Here is a 15204-nt window from a genome sequence, read left to right on the forward strand (position 1 = left end):
GGCGATGGAGGCGGCGGCTCCCCCACAGCCCGCCGGAACCCGGGTGCGGTCCGTCAGCCCGCCGCGTTGCGCCAGACCGTCAGGTCCAGAGTCATGTACTTGCTCGGCGAGTCCTCGGTCGAGAAGCCCTGCACCGTCACGAGACCCATGTGGCCCGTGCCCGTGATCACGCAGACCTGACGGCCCTTCGACAGCTTCTCGGTGGGGATGGTCTCCGCGAACCTGGTGTCCGCACGGCACGCCGCCAGCGAACCCTCCTGCGACGGGTCGAGCAGCACCAGCTTTCCGTCGGTGCTCTCCGCGTCGAGGTAACCCCCCGTGTCGTAGGCCAGTTCGTACCCGGCGTCCTCGCCCTCCAGGGGCCGTACGTCCTCGTCCGCGAGCGTCAGGTGGTAGCCGGCGGTGAGGTTGATGCCCTTGTACTCGTCGGGCTCCGGGTCGGGCTTGTCGTCCGACGTGTCGCCCGCCGTGTCGTCCGACGTGTCCGCCGGCTCCGCGTCCGGACCCGGAGTGCCGCTCGCACCCTTCTCCTGCCCGCCCTGGGGCGAACTCCCGCCCTGTGTCTGCTTGTCGTCGTCCTTGGTCAGCAGGTACGCGGTGCCACCGCCCGCGATTCCGAAGACCAGGGCGGCCGCGAGAGCGATGAGCAGGCCGCGCCGCCCCGCGCTCTTCTTCGGCGCCGGGGCCTGGTTCATCGAGCCGGGCACGGTATGCCCGCCCCCCGGATACGCCTGCGCGTGCGAAGGCTGCTGAGTGGGTGCGTAGGCATGCCCTTGCGGACCGGCCGGGTGTGTGGGGTAGTGCGGCTGCGGTGCCCGGTAGGGCTGCTGCGGCGGCCCGAACCCCGGCGGCGGAGTGGCCGGAGCCTGTGCGGCCGGCGACGCGGGAGCGGTGGGCGAGTAGGCCACTCCCGGGGCGGTGTTCGGAGCGGCGGCCGGGGGCGGCGGAGTCTGGACGGGGGCGGGAGCCGCAGCGCGTACGGTGATGTCGGCGGCCACCGGTGCGGGAAGCCAGTCCTCGGGGCGGCGCAGTACCGTCTCCGCGTTCGCGGTCCGGCAGAGTTCGATGATCTCGGCGATCGACGGCCTGCCCGCGGGGTCCTTCGTGAGGCAGCGGTTGACGAGCTCCGTCAGCCGATCCGGTACCCCGGTGAGGTCCGGCTCCTCGTGCACGATCCGGTAGAGCACTCCGTGCGAAGTCCCCTCTCCGAAGGCGGGGCTCCCCGTCGCCGCGTACGCAGCCACCTGGCCGAGGGCGAAGATGTCGGTGGCCGGTGTCACCTTGCGTCCGGCGGCCTGTTCGGGCGCCATGAACGAGGGCGTGCCGATGGTGACCCCGCTCCCGGTGAGAGAGGTCGCGTCGGCCGCGTAGGCGATACCGAAGTCGATGACCCGGGGCCCGTCCGCGGCGAGCAGCACGTTGGACGGCTTCAGGTCCCGGTGCACGATGCCCGCGCCGTGAATGACGTGCAGCGCCTCCGCCATGCCGGCGATGAGGAGGAGCACCGCCTGCACGGGCAGCGCGCCGTGCGCGACGACTGCGTCGGCGAGCGAGGGGCCGGGCACATAGGCGGTCGCCAGCCACGGCTGCGCGCCCTTGGTGTCGGCGTCGATCACCGGCGCGGTGAACAGGCCCTGCACCCGCTGCGCGGACTGCACTTCCTGGGCGAAGCGGCGCCGGAATTCCGGATCCTCGCCGAATTCGGGGCGGATCACCTTGATCGCGACGGGCCGTCCGCCGGGCGTGTACGAGAGATAGACCTTGCCCATACCGCCCGCGCCGAGCTTGGCTGCGATCCGGTACCCGGCGATCGTGGCGGGGTCGTCCCCTGCCAGTGGCTGGAAGATCTGGGAGCCGTTGCCCCGCTCGTGCTGCTGACCACTCATTGACTTGTATCTCCCCCGAAGGACACTGATGGCGAACGGCACCCTATCCAAGTGGAGGGGAACCTTCGCCTCCGCCTCGCTCCCGTGTCGCCTCTCCGGCATCGCGTGCATCGTCTGCGCGGCCGGCCTCCGGGGCGTTCTCGTCCGCGCCCGACTCCGCCGGGACCTCTTCCCCGGCCATCGGCTGCCCCATGGCCCCTCCGCCCCGCAGACGTTCCAGATCGGAGGACCGGACCTGTATGACGAGCAGCGCGATCAGGGCCGCGACGACGGAGATGATGGCCGCGACGACGAACGCGGTGGAGACACCCGAGGCCAGTACCTGGTCACCCCACGGCGCCGGGAGCTCACCCGTCCTGCGGAACTCCAACTGCTGGGCGGGGGTCGCCTCGGCGAGGAAGCGGGGTATCTGGTCCGTCGCCTCGTTGCGGCTGGCCGTTCCGAACACCGTGACCAGGATGGACAGTCCCAGCGAACCGCCGACCTGCTGCGTGGCGTTGAGGACTCCGGAAGCGGCGCCCGCTTCTCTCGGCACGACACCCGAGACCGCCATCAGCGTCAGTGACACGAACTGCATCCCCATGCCGGAGCCGAAGACCAGAATCGGTCCGAGAATGCTGCCCAGGTACGTGCTGTTGACATCGGTCAGCGTGAGCCAGCCGAGCCCCGCCGCCGCCAGGATCGCGCCCACCACCATGAAGGGCTTGGGACCCCATCTGGGCAGCAGCTGCGAGGCGAATCCGGCGCTGATCGCGATGATCACACTTATCGGCAGGAAGGCCAGACCGGCCTGCAGCGGACTGAAGTCGAGGATGTTCTGCACGAAAAGGGTCAGGAAGAAGAACATGCCGAACATCGCCGCGGCCAGGCTCAGCATCATCCCGTAGGCACCGGCGCGATTGCGGTCGCGGAACATGCGCAGGGGCGTGATGGGCTGCCTGGACCGGCGCTCGACGGCCAGGAAGACGAGGAGGAACACCACGGCGCCGCCGAAGGCCGCGATGGTCACACTGTCGCTCCAGCCGTCCTCGGAGGCCCGGATGAAGCCGTAGACGAGCAGCACCATGCCGAGCGTGGAGGTGAGCGCGCCGAGTACGTCGAAGTGGCCGGGGTGCCGTTCGGATTCCTTGATGTGGCGAGGCGTCGAGACGGCGATCAGCAGGCCGATGGGCACATTGACGAAGAACACCCAGCGCCAGTCGAGCCATTCCACGAGCACGCCGCCGGCGAGGAGGCCGATCGCGCTTCCGCCTGCGGACACGGCGGCGAACACACCGAAGGCCCGGTTCCGCTCGGGTCCTTCGCGGAAGGTCGTCGTGATGAGGGAGAGCGCGGTCGGCGAGGCGATCGCGCCACCGACGCCCTGGAGCGCACGCGCCGCGAGCAGTTGCCACGATTCCTGCGAGAGGCCACCCAGCAGGGAGGCGAGCACGAAGAGCAGCACGCCGAAGATGAAGACCCTGCGACGCCCGAGAATGTCGCCCAGTCGCCCGCCGAGCAGGAGCAGACCGCCGAAGGTCAGGGTGTAGGCGTTGATCACCCACGACAGACTCTCGGTCGAGAAGCCGAGTGAGGTCTGGATGTGGGGCAGGGCGATGTTCACGATGGTGATGTCGAGAACCACCATCAGCTGGCACGAGGCGATGATGAGCAGGGCAATCCCCTTGCCGTGGCCCCGCTCCGGGGATTCGGCAATCGGCGAAGACTTCGCTCGGGATCCAGTCATAGCGCTAGGTGCCATACGAATCGGCAGTGAAAAAGACGTTCACTCATCGACGTTAGGACGGGCCGGACGGGACCGCCAATCGATCACGTGACGGAAGAACGGATGCTCGCACGCACGACCGTTCGAGGGTCCCGCCGGACGCGGGCGGCCGGCGGGACCACGGGTCGGAGCAGGTGGCAGGATCAGGTGAAGTTCACGTCGCTGCAGAGGAAGTACGTCTGGTCCATGTGCGACGCCTGCCAGATCGTGTACACCACGTGACGGCCGCTGAGCCCCGAGGTGCTCACCGGGATCTCGTAGTTCTGGCTGGGGGCGTAGCTGCCGGTCTCGGTGATCAGCTGCAGGTCCTCCCAGGTCAGCGCTTCCGTGGCCGGGTCGAAGCCCTGCCGGGTGACGTACACCTGGAAGTAGTCGGCGCCGTGGCTGGCCTGGTCGTACAGCTTCACGGTGAAGTCACCGGTGATATCTGTGGCCTTCCACGCACCCACGGCGTCGAGGGAGTCGTACCGCCCGCTCTCCGTCCGGCCGCCGCTGCACAGCTGACCGTCGGGTACCGCGGCCGGGAAGTCGCCGCCGGAGCCGTTGCGGTAGAGCCCGTTCCAGTTCCACATGGCGTTGGGGTCGGCCTGCCACGCCTGCCAGCACATGGGGTCCTCCTGCTCCATGGCAGGGTTCTGGAAGTCGTCGCCCCAGCGCAGCCAGCAGCCGTAGTTGCGGGAGGCGGGGTCGACGACGGAGCCGTGGGCACTCGCGGTGCCCGTCCACGGGAGGAGACAGAGGACGGCGGCGACGAATGCGCCGCCCAGGCGCGGCACCCAGCCCGCTAAATTGACACGATCATGACAAATCATGGTGCGATCTCCATTTCGAGGAGGTGGGGGGATCCACCGGCGTGGGAGCGCTCCCGCGCCACTTTGGCTTTGCCCCGCCACCCTTGCCTCAAACATGCTCGACGCGACATCACCAGTAGTGGCGGCGGCCTCCGACCGCGTGCCCCACGGCCCCCAGGAGCCAGAGGGCGAGCCCGATCACGAGCAGGATGATCCCGACGGTCCACAGAAAACCGAGACCCGTCACCAGGCCGAGAATCAGAAGGATGGCTCCAATGATGATCATGGCTGCCTCCGGTCACAGCGCCTGCGTGAAGGGCAGGCACTTATGTGAGCATATGCCCAGAAAGTCGCCACGCCCAGAGCCGTGACCGTCCGCCGCCGCGAGCGCTCGGGCCCGGGGGGTACGTCAATCGCGGGGCAGAAGGGTTCCGAGCGGTCCCAGGTCCAGATTGAGGTCTTCAGGACGCACGCCGTGCTGCTCGCAGAGCTCCGCCATCCGCTGGTCGAGCATCATGAGCGTGGTCCCGATCTCGTCCACCTGACTGTCGGTGAGGTCCCCCTGGTCGATGCGGCGGATGGCCTGCCGCTCCATCAACTGCCGCAGCAGTTCCACCACGGTCAGCACCAGGGCCACGAGATCACGTCCCAGCTGGTCCGAATCGACGTCGAGTCGTGAGGTGGTCACAGCGGACCTCCGTCCGCCCAGGGAGCCGGGACGCGTTCGTTGACGGAGGAGAGCAGGGCGTGCAGCGACAGCCGCACGAGCGGAACGTCCGCGATCGCGATCACCAGGTCACCGCTGATCACCACGCCCGTCGCCAGGAGCCGGTCCAGGAGGTCGACGAGCGGCACCCCGATGGGGCCGCTCAGGGGCTCCGGATTGTCCCAGGGCACCAGTTCGCGCTCCATCTCTACACCTCACCGACGAAGGAGTACGGAACCCAGGGCCCCGAGATGTCGATCCGGGCACCGGTCGCGTCTCGCAGTGCCCGGGTGAGCGCGTCGAGTTCGGCTGCGCGGTGCTCGGCCACGAGGTAGGTCGCGTTGAGCACCTGGACCCGGCCCTTTCCCTCGAGCTCGGGGGCGTGGAGACGCAGCCTGCGTCCCGCGGCGGCAAGGTCCTGGAACGCGGCATCCACCGTTTCGGCCAGCCGGAGGGCGTCTTCGTGCCGCCGTTCACGCCGCGCCTGCACGCCTCGCTTGCGTTCCAGATAGGCGAGGCCGGTTCCGGGAGCCGGCCGGGAGAGTGCGGCCGGCGTCTCCGACCGCCGCTGAACAGGGCTCGGGTCCGGCACCGGGGATGCGGCCGCGTAGACCTTCACGCCCCACTCGGAGTGGTTCGCGGTGCGCCTCAGGGCGGCGAGGAAGCGCTCGGTCTCGTCGAGGAGTGCCTGCTGGGCCCGCTCCTCGCCGTGGTAGAGAGTGGCCAGCGGGAGAGGAACGGTGGGGCACGAGGCGGCGGCTGCCGACACCACGTCGTGATGCGCGCGTGCGTATCGTTCGAGCTCGTCCCGGTCGGACATACGGGCCTGCCACACCTCGTCGGTGAAATCGGCCGCTCGGACGGTCTGAACGATCGCGGTCAGCCCACCGAACGGCAGTGGGCGCAGGGGTGCGCCCGCCGCGACACCTGGCAGGCCTGCGAAAGCCGCCGGATCGGGTAGCTTGCACACCGCGAATACGTAGAGGGCGCTCTCAGCCGAAGCCTGTTCGGGTCCCCGGTCCGTCATGTGGCTCTGTTCTCCTTGCTCATCCGTGGTCCGACGTCTCTTCCGTCTTCGACTCGAGCGCCTCCAGACGCTCGCGCAATTCACGGTTCTCGTCCAGGAGGGAGTTACGGGCGGCGCGCGAACTCAGCGCGGGATCCGTCTCCCACCAGTCGATTCCGGCCTTCTTCGCGGTATCCACGGATGCGACGAACAAGCGGAGCCGGATGGTGAGCAGCTCGATGTCGAGGAGGTCGATCTTGATGTCACCCGCGATGACGATCCCCTTGTCGAGGACCCGTTCGAGGATGTCGGCGAGGTTGCTGTTCGGCGGCCCCGGGATGGGGTAGTCGTCCCGCCCGAGGTCGAGATCAGTCACCTTGACGACCTTCGTCCGCGTCGCTTCCGGGGGGCGGATTCCTCTTCTTCTTCCTCTTCTTCCTCTTCTTCTTCAGGCTCCTCCTCTTCGGGCTCTTCCTCTTCCTCTTCCTCTTCTTCCTCCTCTTCTTCCTCTTCTTCTTCCTCTTCGGGTTCCTCGTCGTCCTCGTACTCCTCTTCGGGTTCCTCTTCGTCCTCCTCCTCGTCCTCCGGCTCCCCTTCTTCCTCTTCCTCCTCCGGCTCCCCTTCCTCCTCGGAGTCGTCGGGCTCCTCGCTCTCGGCTTCCTCTTTCTCCATGGCTTCTTCGTGCGTCACAGTTACTTCCCCGTCGCGGATTTCACCGCGCCAGCCTTCGGGCTCCTCGTCGGTGAGTGTGACGAACCGCTGGAAGAGTTTGAAGTCGAGTCGCATGCGCCGGCCCTGTACCCGCCACAGGTTGCCTGTCTTCTCGAAGAATCCCGAGGGGTAGTACTCGATCACCAGGACGATCCGGGTGAGGCTCGGAGCCAGTTCGTGGAAGCTGACGCAACCACGTGTCGAGCCCTTGGCCCCCTCGGAGGTCCACACGATGCGGTCGTCGGGCACCTGTTCCTGGACCGTCGCTTTGAAGCCGCGCGAGGAAGGGCCGATCTTGACCTTCCAGTCGCTCGACATCTCCTCATCCATCGAGACGCTTTGAACGCCCTTTGTGAAGCTGCCGAACTTGTCGTACCGCGTCCAGTGGTCGTAGGCGTCGCGCAGGGGCACTCCCACGTCGAGGACCTCGATGATGTTCATGGACTTGCCCCCGCCGGACTGGCTTTTGCCCTTCCCGCCCCCGAACGCCTCCTTGGCCTTGTCCACGACTTTGTCCTTGACGTTCCCGGCCTTCTCCGAGACGAAGGCCTTCACCGGTGATTCGCCCTGCATGACGCGAGAAGCGATCGACGGCAGCGAACCGCCGTTGTCGGCGATGTCGGTGAGCTGGCCCGTGAGACCGGTCAGCTTGTCGCCGGCCTTCTGCGCCAGCTTCCCTGTCTGCGCTCCGAAAAAGTTCGAGACCTCCCCGCGGAGACGGTCCATACCCGACTCGGCCGCCTCGGGTTCGTCCTTGTCCGTCCTGGCCATGGCTGCCTACCTCCGCCGTTCGCCGCGCTTGGACGCGGTTCGCTTCGATGACGTCGTCTTCTTGGCTGAAGTGGTCTTCCGGGCCGACGACTTCTTGGCAGGCGCCTTCCGGGCGGCGGACTTCTTCGCCGGTGCCGACTTCTTGGCCGCCGCCTTCTTGGCCGGTGCCGCCTTCTTCTTGGCCGGTGCCGATTTCTTGGCTGCGGTCTTCTTGGCTGCGGTCTTCTTGGCCGCGGCCTTCTTCTCGGGCGCCTTCTTGGCGGCAGTCTTCTTCGCAGCCGGCTGCTTCTTGGCCGCCGCCTTCTTACCGGCCCTGCGCCCAGCTGCCCCATCGGAGGGCTTTCCCCGTCGTCTAGCGCTCGGGCGCGGCTCCTCCGGCTCTTCCTCCTCGTCCTCCTCCGGCTCTTCCTCCTCGTCCTCCTCCGGTTCCGCGTCCTCGTCCTCGTCGTACTCCTCGTCCTCCTCCGGCTCCTCCTCCTCGTCCTCGTCGTACTCCTCGTCCTCGTCCTCAGGCTCGTCCTCGTACTCGCCCTCGTAGCCCTCGTCCTCTTCGTCCTCCTCGGCGGGCGCCCCCAGCCGCGCCGTCCGGTCGCTGAGTGCGTCGGCCAGGGAGTTCATGCCCCGGTCCGCCGCCGCCGTCAGCGCCTTCCTGCCGGATTCGAGGACCTCGCCCTTCAACTGGTCCTGCAGTTCGGCGAACTGCGGCATCTCGCTCAACCGGCGCATGCCTTCGGCGGCGAGCTGGCGCGGTTCCAGGCCGAAGCGCCTGCCTGCCAGATAGGTCGCGACGGAGAGCGCCAGACGGCCCTTCTTCGTGCGGCCGAGTACGTATCCGCCCACCAAGGCTGCTGCGAGCGTCGCCTTTGTCTGATCTTCCATGAGTGAGTCACCTTCGATGGTTAGGCGCGGGGCGGACTCGTCCGGCATGGAGCCGGTCGAGCAGCTCCTCCTCTTGCCGTTCGAACTCCTCCAGGCTGACGTTGCCGTCCTCCAGTTCCTGGTTCAGCGCGGCGAGCTGAGCCCGGATCACACCGGGGTCGTGCAGTTCGCGATCGGCCGCGTCGTTCACCTTCTCCGCGACCCAGGCGACGCCACGGACCGGTGCGAGGGGCAGCAGGAGCAGGCCGGTGAACAGTCCCATGTCAGCCCCCTGCGACCGGGGTCCGGAGGCTGCGGGAGGAGACGAAGCTGTAGCAGGGCAGCGGCCCTGCCACTCGGAGCTCGACGTGATCACGATGCCTGTCGGCGAACCGCTGCACCGTTGCCCGGAAGGCGTCGCTCTCACTCCGGTCGATGAGAAACGAGACGTTGAGCGCGCAGCCATGGACCTCCGGCCCGGCGGCCACCGCACGAGCCATGGGTGTGAGCTTGTGGAGGATCTTCTTCCCGGCCACGGCCGCTCGGCGTGACAGCGCGGTGGCAACGGCCTCACCGAGTCTGACGTTCGCCTCGTAATCGGGGCGCCTGCGGACTGCTTCGCGCAGCCGTCGTACGTTCTTCTCCTCGGCGACGACGGCCGCGAGCGCGTTCTGGGCAGGGAGCGCCTTGAGGTTGATCTCGACCCCACCGTCCAAGTGGCTCAGCATGGCGAGGTGCTCCGCCTGTGATCCGGCCAGCTGGTCACGTACCGACTCCTCGTCGGGAGCGACCGCCCCGAAGCGCATGGGCAGCACGGGGCCACTGTCCGAGAGACGCAGCAGGACTTCCTGGTGAGCCATCAGGTCGCGTCGTCTGGCGCGCAGTTGTGGTGGCGCGTCGCTCACGACGGCGGTGATCCGCCCGTCACCGACCAGCCGCAGCGCGGCCGGAGGACTGCCCACGCCGACCGTGTCGGCCGGGAGCGCCTCTCCCGCCGGAATGATCGCGTACACGTACACGCCGTGCTCGGTCACGACTCACGCCTCCGCGCGTCGGCGTCGCTGCGAGCCCTCGCGCGCGGGCGCCCGACGCTTCTTCGGCCGCTCTTCCCGCTCGTCCTGGTCGTCGTCCTCGTCGTCGCCGCTCCCCACCGCCTTGCGCACCGAGTCGCCGACGGACTCCGCCGCCCTGCGCACCTTGCGCTTGCCGACCGACTTGGCCACGCCTCCGCCGAGCAGTTCGGGGATGGTGGTGCTGCCCGAGTCACGCTCGAGGTCGAGCCGGTTGCACGCCTCGGCGAAGCGCAGGTAGGTGTCCACACTCGCGACGACGATGCGCGCGTCTATCTTGAGGATTTCGATGCCGACCAGCGACACCCGGATGAACACGTCGATGACCATGCCGCGGTCGAGGATGAGTTCCAGAACGTCGTAGAGCGTGCCGGCCCTGGGCGGGCACGGGGCGACTTCGTCGGCGTACATGGTCGTGGTCATGGAGCGTCCTTCCGGGTGTGAGACGAAACGGGTCATTCGTCGGCGGAGCCACGCCTGTAGCGGCGGACCCTGCTGTACTCCATGAGTTCGCCCCGCTCATCGATCTGCACCTCGTACGAGGCCAGCAGGCTCGTGGTGTCCGGGATGCGGGGTACTTCGAGCACGTCGACGACGACGCACCATCCGTCGTCTTTCCGCCGCACCGCCGACACTCCCTCCGTGGGGTGACAGATCAGCCGTTCCAGGCTTTCGCAGGCAGCACGGGCAGCGTGCTCGGGGCCGCGTCGGGACGAGGAGCGGGGGGCCGCCGTTTTCGCTGCGTGCCCGGATCGGGCTGTACGGTTCTCTGCCATAAAATCCAGTCTCATCAGGATCGGTTCCGGCGCATCTCGACGGATGGACGGACGATCGGAGGAACTCACCCTTTCGGCGTTCCGGCGGGACGCGGCGCACGGGACATGTGCACAGTCGTATGCATGAGTGAGAGCCCTGGCCCCAGTGGGCCCGATGAAGAGCACGTACGGCCATCCGGGGCCGGCGACACGACCGTCGAGGCGCTCGGAGCGCTGACGGAGGCGCTGGAGAAGGTGGAACGCGCCCGGGGGCAGCTCTACGGGTTCCACCAGCTCACCGGCGGTGCGGATCTGACGCTGGACCGGGCTGTCGAGCTGCTCCGGATGGGTGGCCACGCGGAGCACGCCGACCTGGTGGCGCGGGAGATCCTGGGCCGCAACGTCATCCCCGGCTGCTGGACCTTCCAGCTCGTCGAGGCGTACGACGACACGTATTACCGGCCGTTCGTTGAGGTCGAGGAGCGGGTGCGCCAGGAGCTCGTGGGAGGGCGGCGCCACCTCTACGAGGCGGAGATGAAGGAAGCCCGCCGTACGCACGGGCACCCTCAGCACACCGCTCGGCCCTGACGATGGATCCGGCAGACGCCCTGCGGCGGATCGCGTTCCTTCTGGAGCGGTCCCAGGCGGCCACGTACCGGGTGAAGGCCTTCCGCACGGCGGCGGACGCGATCAGCTCGATGGACGGGGAGGAGGTCGCCGACCGGGTGGCGCACGGTTCGCTGGAAGCGATGCGCGGCATCGGGCCGAAGACGGCCAAGGTGATCCGTGAGGCCGTGGAGGGTGCGACTCCCGGGTATCTCGAAACGCTGGAGGAAGAGGCGTCGGCGCCCTTGGCCTCGGGCGGTGAGGCTCTCCTCGCCGCCCTCCGCGGTGACTGCCATATGCACTCGGACTGGTCCGACGGGGGCAGCCCGATCGCGGAGATGGGCCGGACGGCGAGCGAGCTGGGCCACGAGTGGGCGGTGCTCACGGACCACTCCCCCAGACTGACCGTGGCCAACGGGCTCACGACCGAGCGCCTGCTCGAGCAGTTGTCCGTCGTGGCGGAACTGAACGAACGGTGGGCGCCCTTTCGTCTGCTCACCGGGATCGAGTGCGACATTCTCGACGACGGATCACTCGACCAGGACCCGGAAGTACTGGAACGACTCGATGTGGTGGTCGTATCGGTCCATTCGAAGCTGCGCATGGACGCCACGGCGATGACCGGGCGCATGCTCGCCGCCGTACGCAATCCGCACGCGGACGTCCTGGGGCACTGCACGGGGCGGCTCCTCGGCGGAAAGAAGCGACCGCAGTCGGAGTTCGACGCCGAGCGGGTCTTCGCGGCGTGCGCCGAGGCGGGGACGGCGGTGGAGATCAACTGCCGCCCGGAGCGGCTCGATCCGCCGCGCGCCCTGCTCCGGCAGGCGGTCGCGTCGGGTGCTCTCCTCTCGATCGACACCGACGCGCATGCACCGGGGCAGCTGGACTGGCAGCTCTACGGTTGCGCGCGAGCGGAGGAGTGCGAAGTGCCCGTGGAGCGGGTCATCACCTCCTGGCCCGTGGAACAACTCCTGGACTGGACGACGGAGAAGACCCGCGGTTAGCGCCCCGGGCCGGGGTCAGCAGGTGAGGACAGGCCGGTGTCGGCTGTTCGGCGTACAGTCGATCACGGTTGTCCGTGTGACTCCGGGGCATGCCGGGGCAGGAGGAAACCCATGTCACCTCACCGCACAGGTCCTTCTCTTCCGCGAGCGCGCGGAGTGCTCTCCGCAGGGGTGATCGGTTACCTGCAGGACAGCGGCGCTCTGCCGGATCCGGATGACGCCCGGAGTGCCGAGCCCTACGGCGACGATCTGCAACTTGCCCTGTACGTCTGCTACGAGCTCCATTACCGCGGGTTCACCGGCGCACGCCCTGAGCTGGAGTGGGACCCGCCTCTCCTCGCGGTACGCGCCGCCATGGAGGAACGTTTCCTCGCGGCTCTGCGGCGCGACGCCACCGTGACCGCGAGCCTGGATGACGTCCTGGACGGCCTCCTCGTGGAACCGGTCCGCGGCTCCGGCGTCTCCTGGTTCCTCCAGGACCGGGGCGAGCTGCGCCACCTGCGGGACTACGCGATGCAGCGTTCCCTGTACCACCTCAAGGAGGCCGACCCGCATGCCTGGGTGCTGCCCCGGCTCAGCGGCCGGGCCAAGGCGGGCATGGCGGCGATCGAGTACGACGAGTTCGGCGCCGGCCGCGCGGACCGTGTCCACGCCCAGCTCTTCGCCGACCTCATGACCGACCTCGGCCTCGAAACCGCCTACGGCCGCTATCTGGACGAGGGCTGCGCACCCATGCTGGCCCTGGTGAACCTGATGTCGCTGTTCGGTCTGCACCGTCGGCTGCGCGGAGCGCTCGTGGGCCACTTCGCCGCCGTCGAGATCACCTCGTCCCCCGCCTCGCGGCGCCTTGCCCACGCCATGAAGCGCACCGGCGCGGGGCCCGCGGCGGAGTTCTTCTACACCGAGCACGTCGAAGCCGACGCCGTGCACGAGCAGGTCGTGCGCCGTGACGTGATCGGCGGTCTGCTCGACGACGAACCCGGACTGGCGGCCGACATCGTGTTCGGCATCACCGCTACCTCGTGTCTCGAGGACCGGCTCGGAGACCGGCTGCTGGCGGACTGGAGGGCCTGAACCGCCGTCCTGGTCCGCACCCGCAGGCCGAAGCATCGAATGGAGTCGCAGATGTCCGCAGACACGGCCGAGGCCGCCCGCACCGACCGCTTGATGACACTCCCTGGCGTGTACGCGCCCCAGCACGACACCCGCCTGCTCATGGCAGCGCTGAACCGGGAGGGCCTCGCCCCCGGCACCGAGGTCCTGGACGTCGGCACGGGCAGCGGTGCCCTCGCTCTGCACGCGGCGCAGCTGGGTGCGCGGGTGACGGCGGTGGACATCGCGTGGCGGGCCGTGGCGACCGCGCGGCTGAACGCGCTGCTGCACCGTCGGCGCATCACCGTGCAGCGCAGCGATCTGCTTTCGGCACTGCCCGGCCGGTCCTACGACCTGGTGATCTGCAACCCTCCCTATGTGCCGTCCCCCATGGGCCGGATTCCCGGGCACGGGGCGGCGCGGGCCTGGGAGGCCGGGCGCGACGGCCGGGCGATCCTCGACCGGGTCTGCGAGACCGTCCCGGCCGCGCTGCGCCCCGGAGGCCGCCTCCTCCTCGTGCACTCCGGGCTGTGCGACAGCGACGTGACCGTGCGGCGTCTCTCGGACGCCGGACTGCGGGCCCGTGTCAGTGACCGCGCCCTTGTGCCCCTCGGACCCGTGCTGCGCTCCAGACTGCGCTGGCTTCGGGATACGGGGCTGGTGAACGAGGGAGACATGGCGGAGGAGCTGGTGGTCATCCGTGCCGAACAACTCTGAACGCCCTTGCCGGATCACCCTCGGTGACGAAGGACCCCTCCTCGTGGAGGGGCCCGTGGAAGTCACGTGCGCGGACGGCAGCGTTGCCGTCTCCGACCGGTTCGTCGTAGCCCTGTGCATGTGCCGGCGAAGCCGGATGTACCCGTGGTGCGACACGAGTCATCGACGCCGTACGCAGCCCGACGAGGGGCCTCACCGCTCCGCGGACTGACTGCTCTCACTCGCCTGCCCGCAGCCGCGCCGGCGCCGCCCCGCGCAGCCGGCGGGACATCGCCCGCAGCCGCGGGTGGCGGTCGTGCGCCTCCGCCGAGCGGCGGTCCAGCTCCTCGGCCAGGCGCTCCGTGCGCTTGTCGATGTCGAGTTCGTCGAGGATGCGGTCGGCCTGGGGTGCTCCTGGACGTCTTCGAGCAGCAGATCCGCCACGCGGTCGCGCGTCACGCGACTGCGGGCGAGCGCGTCGGACAGGCGCTCCTCCGCCTCCTCGCCGCTCTCGGCCATCGGCGTGGTGATCATCAGCGCGAAGCCCTCGATCGCCTCGGCCATGTGCACGAAGAGTTCGCTGAGGTCCGTGGCCACATCCTCGGGGAAGAGCGCTTCCTCCGTACGCGCCTTGGCGAGGTCTGTCAGCGTGCGGGTCAGGACGCGCAGCACCACGGCGCAGATCTCCAGCGTGTCGAGCCCGGTCCGAAGGACGACGCGGTAGAGCAGCCCCTGCTTGACGCGGGGGTTGAGCATCAGGCTCTCCTCGGCCTGCCGCAGGGATGCGTCGACCTCGACGATGTCGTGGTCCAGGCGGCGGGCTTCGTGCAGGCGCGCGGCGGCCTCCTGCACGGGGTGGTTACCGCCGATCTCCTCGCCCAGGGCCCGGAACATCTTTCCCATCCGCTCCCCCAGGCCGCCGATGGAGACGCCCGCCGACTCGACCCAGACGGGCGGTGCCAGCAGGAGGTTGAAGAGCAGTCCCACCCCGGCGCCGATCAGTGTCTCCAGCACGCGCTCCCAGGCCGTATCGGCGACCTGCGCGACCCCGAGGACCAGCATCGCGCTGATGGCCACCTCGGGCACGAACTCGTTGACCCGTACCAGCCGCCCGATCAGCAGGGAGGTGAAGATGGTCAGCCCGAGAGTCCACCAGCTCAGACCCACCAGCGAGCTGAATCCGCTGGCGATCAGGACCCCGACGACGACGGCGTTCACGCGCCGGATCCCGGTGGTGAGCGTGGCGTAGAGCGTCACCTGCACCACGAGGAGGGCGGTGAGGGGGGCGGTGAGCGGCGCGGGATGCGGGGCGGGCAGGACCGACTGGGCCACCGCGAAGGCGATGACGGCCGCCGCCGTCGACCGCAGCGTCTGGGCCGCGGCGGGCTCGGTGGTGCGCTGGACGAGTTTGACGACGGGCTCGGGCGTGGAGACTGCAGGCATTCCTTGACGGTGCCCCGTTCCGGGCTCCCGCAGCGCTTCGGGGA

At 68.9% G+C, this 15204-nt stretch carries 19 protein-coding genes and 1 pseudogene; 5 read left to right on the plus strand and 15 right to left on the minus strand.

What is annotated here, in order from left to right:
- Window positions 1–53: 53 nt before the first annotated feature.
- From ACFWFI_RS08390 to ACFWFI_RS08455, 14 genes are all read right to left on the minus strand, one after another.
- Window positions 54–1886 carry a protein kinase domain-containing protein gene (locus ACFWFI_RS08390; RefSeq protein WP_387387131.1) on the minus strand — a complete coding sequence of 611 codons (1833 nt, stop codon included), beginning with the start codon at window positions 1884–1886 and terminating at the stop codon, window positions 54–56.
- Between the two features lie 43 nt (window positions 1887–1929).
- Window positions 1930–3612: an MFS transporter gene (locus ACFWFI_RS08395; RefSeq protein ID WP_387387133.1), complete on the minus strand. Its 1683-nt coding sequence runs from the start codon at window positions 3610–3612 to the stop codon at window positions 1930–1932.
- A 182-nt stretch (window positions 3613–3794) separates the two neighbouring features.
- Window positions 3795–4463: a lytic polysaccharide monooxygenase auxiliary activity family 9 protein gene (locus tag ACFWFI_RS08400; protein ID WP_387387135.1), complete on the minus strand. Its 669-nt coding sequence runs from the start codon at window positions 4461–4463 to the stop codon at window positions 3795–3797.
- Window positions 4464–4572: 109 nt separating this feature from the next.
- Window positions 4573–4728, minus strand: coding sequence for a DUF6131 family protein (locus ACFWFI_RS08405; protein WP_387387137.1), 156 nt, complete (start codon window positions 4726–4728; stop codon window positions 4573–4575).
- A gap of 123 nt (window positions 4729–4851) precedes the next feature.
- Entirely contained in the window at window positions 4852–5130 is a 279-nt protein-coding gene (locus tag ACFWFI_RS08410; RefSeq protein ID WP_387387140.1) for a gas vesicle protein K, read from the minus strand.
- Window positions 5127–5354: a gas vesicle protein gene (locus ACFWFI_RS08415; protein WP_387387142.1), complete on the minus strand. Its 228-nt coding sequence runs from the start codon at window positions 5352–5354 to the stop codon at window positions 5127–5129. Before ACFWFI_RS08415 ends, ACFWFI_RS08410 begins: the two co-directional genes overlap by 4 nt.
- Before the next feature lie 2 nt (window positions 5355–5356).
- Complete coding sequence (locus ACFWFI_RS08420; RefSeq protein WP_387387144.1) at window positions 5357–6175, minus strand: GvpL/GvpF family gas vesicle protein; 819 nt, start codon at window positions 6173–6175, stop codon at window positions 5357–5359.
- Between the two features lie 19 nt (window positions 6176–6194).
- Window positions 6195–6530: a gas vesicle protein gene (locus ACFWFI_RS08425; RefSeq protein WP_387387146.1), complete on the minus strand. Its 336-nt coding sequence runs from the start codon at window positions 6528–6530 to the stop codon at window positions 6195–6197.
- Window positions 6527–7636, minus strand: coding sequence for an SRPBCC family protein (locus tag ACFWFI_RS08430; protein WP_387387148.1), 1110 nt, complete (start codon window positions 7634–7636; stop codon window positions 6527–6529). The genes ACFWFI_RS08425 and ACFWFI_RS08430 overlap by 4 nt, the downstream gene beginning before the upstream one ends.
- A gap of 6 nt (window positions 7637–7642) precedes the next feature.
- The gene (locus tag ACFWFI_RS08435) at window positions 7643–8515 is read right to left on the minus strand and encodes a histone protein (RefSeq protein WP_387387151.1); all 873 of its coding nucleotides are present in this window, start codon (window positions 8513–8515) and stop codon (window positions 7643–7645) included.
- Between the two features lie 7 nt (window positions 8516–8522).
- Entirely contained in the window at window positions 8523–8777 is a 255-nt protein-coding gene (locus tag ACFWFI_RS08440; RefSeq protein ID WP_387387152.1) for a gas vesicle protein GvpG, read from the minus strand.
- A gap of 1 nt (window position 8778) precedes the next feature.
- On the minus strand, window positions 8779–9528 hold the full coding sequence (locus tag ACFWFI_RS08445) for a GvpL/GvpF family gas vesicle protein (RefSeq protein ID WP_387387153.1): 750 nt from the start codon (window positions 9526–9528) through the stop codon (window positions 8779–8781).
- A gap of 3 nt (window positions 9529–9531) precedes the next feature.
- Entirely contained in the window at window positions 9532–9987 is a 456-nt protein-coding gene (locus tag ACFWFI_RS08450) for a gas vesicle structural protein GvpA (RefSeq protein ID WP_387387154.1), read from the minus strand.
- A gap of 32 nt (window positions 9988–10019) precedes the next feature.
- Window positions 10020–10340, minus strand: a complete 321-nt coding sequence (locus ACFWFI_RS08455; protein WP_387387156.1) for a gas vesicle protein GvpO — start codon at window positions 10338–10340, stop codon at window positions 10020–10022.
- A 123-nt stretch (window positions 10341–10463) separates the two neighbouring features.
- On the opposite strand from ACFWFI_RS08455, the gene ACFWFI_RS08460 reads away from it, so the two are divergent.
- The 5 genes from ACFWFI_RS08460 (at window position 10464) to ACFWFI_RS08480 (ending at window position 13949) form a co-directional block, all read left to right on the plus strand.
- Window positions 10464–10907 (plus strand): hypothetical protein, encoded by a 444-nt coding sequence (locus ACFWFI_RS08460; protein WP_387387157.1) that lies wholly within the window; start codon window positions 10464–10466, stop codon window positions 10905–10907.
- Window positions 10908–10909: 2 nt separating this feature from the next.
- Window positions 10910–11929, plus strand: coding sequence for a PHP domain-containing protein (locus tag ACFWFI_RS08465; RefSeq protein WP_387387158.1), 1020 nt, complete (start codon window positions 10910–10912; stop codon window positions 11927–11929).
- Window positions 11930–12040: 111 nt separating this feature from the next.
- A complete protein-coding gene (locus tag ACFWFI_RS08470; protein WP_387387159.1) occupies window positions 12041–13003 on the plus strand; it encodes an iron-containing redox enzyme family protein in 963 nt (320 codons plus the stop codon).
- Window positions 13004–13054: 51 nt separating this feature from the next.
- Entirely contained in the window at window positions 13055–13738 is a 684-nt protein-coding gene (locus tag ACFWFI_RS08475; protein WP_387387161.1) for a HemK2/MTQ2 family protein methyltransferase, read from the plus strand.
- Window positions 13722–13949 carry a CDGSH iron-sulfur domain-containing protein gene (locus ACFWFI_RS08480; protein ID WP_387387162.1) on the plus strand — a complete coding sequence of 76 codons (228 nt, stop codon included), beginning with the start codon at window positions 13722–13724 and terminating at the stop codon, window positions 13947–13949. The genes ACFWFI_RS08475 and ACFWFI_RS08480 overlap by 17 nt, the downstream gene beginning before the upstream one ends.
- 6 nt (window positions 13950–13955) lie before the next feature.
- On the opposite strand, the pseudogene ACFWFI_RS08485 reads toward ACFWFI_RS08480, so the two are convergent.
- Window positions 13956–15160, minus strand: a pseudogene (locus ACFWFI_RS08485) (aromatic acid exporter family protein).
- Window positions 15161–15204 lie beyond the last annotated feature (44 nt).

This window comes from Streptomyces sp. NPDC060209, from assembly GCF_042728155.1.
In the GTDB taxonomy this organism is placed as follows: domain Bacteria; phylum Actinomycetota; class Actinomycetes; order Streptomycetales; family Streptomycetaceae; genus Streptomyces.

What these genes read in the sequence shown, in the direction of transcription:
- ACFWFI_RS08415 (WP_387387142.1), bottom strand. Translation starts at nt 5,354, where the DNA reads ATGGAGCGCGAACTGGTGCCCTGGGACAATCCGGAGCCCCTGAGCGGC.
- ACFWFI_RS08460 (WP_387387157.1), top strand. Translation starts at nt 10,464, where the DNA reads ATGAGTGAGAGCCCTGGCCCCAGTGGGCCCGATGAAGAGCACGTACGG.
- ACFWFI_RS08395 (WP_387387133.1), bottom strand. Translation starts at nt 3,612, where the DNA reads ATGACTGGATCCCGAGCGAAGTCTTCGCCGATTGCCGAATCCCCGGAG.
- ACFWFI_RS08450 (WP_387387154.1), bottom strand. Translation starts at nt 9,987, where the DNA reads ATGACCACGACCATGTACGCCGACGAAGTCGCCCCGTGCCCGCCCAGG.
- ACFWFI_RS08420 (WP_387387144.1), bottom strand. Translation starts at nt 6,175, where the DNA reads ATGACGGACCGGGGACCCGAACAGGCTTCGGCTGAGAGCGCCCTCTAC.
- ACFWFI_RS08470 (WP_387387159.1), top strand. Translation starts at nt 12,041, where the DNA reads ATGTCACCTCACCGCACAGGTCCTTCTCTTCCGCGAGCGCGCGGAGTG.
- ACFWFI_RS08405 (WP_387387137.1), bottom strand. Translation starts at nt 4,728, where the DNA reads ATGATCATCATTGGAGCCATCCTTCTGATTCTCGGCCTGGTGACGGGT.
- ACFWFI_RS08400 (WP_387387135.1), bottom strand. Translation starts at nt 4,463, where the DNA reads ATGATTTGTCATGATCGTGTCAATTTAGCGGGCTGGGTGCCGCGCCTG.
- ACFWFI_RS08430 (WP_387387148.1), bottom strand. Translation starts at nt 7,636, where the DNA reads ATGGCCAGGACGGACAAGGACGAACCCGAGGCGGCCGAGTCGGGTATG.
- ACFWFI_RS08455 (WP_387387156.1), bottom strand. Translation starts at nt 10,340, where the DNA reads ATGGCAGAGAACCGTACAGCCCGATCCGGGCACGCAGCGAAAACGGCG.
- ACFWFI_RS08465 (WP_387387158.1), top strand. Translation starts at nt 10,910, where the DNA reads ATGGATCCGGCAGACGCCCTGCGGCGGATCGCGTTCCTTCTGGAGCGG.
- ACFWFI_RS08440 (WP_387387152.1), bottom strand. Translation starts at nt 8,777, where the DNA reads ATGGGACTGTTCACCGGCCTGCTCCTGCTGCCCCTCGCACCGGTCCGT.
- ACFWFI_RS08475 (WP_387387161.1), top strand. Translation starts at nt 13,055, where the DNA reads ATGTCCGCAGACACGGCCGAGGCCGCCCGCACCGACCGCTTGATGACA.
- ACFWFI_RS08390 (WP_387387131.1), bottom strand. Translation starts at nt 1,886, where the DNA reads ATGAGTGGTCAGCAGCACGAGCGGGGCAACGGCTCCCAGATCTTCCAG.
- ACFWFI_RS08435 (WP_387387151.1), bottom strand. Translation starts at nt 8,515, where the DNA reads ATGGAAGATCAGACAAAGGCGACGCTCGCAGCAGCCTTGGTGGGCGGA.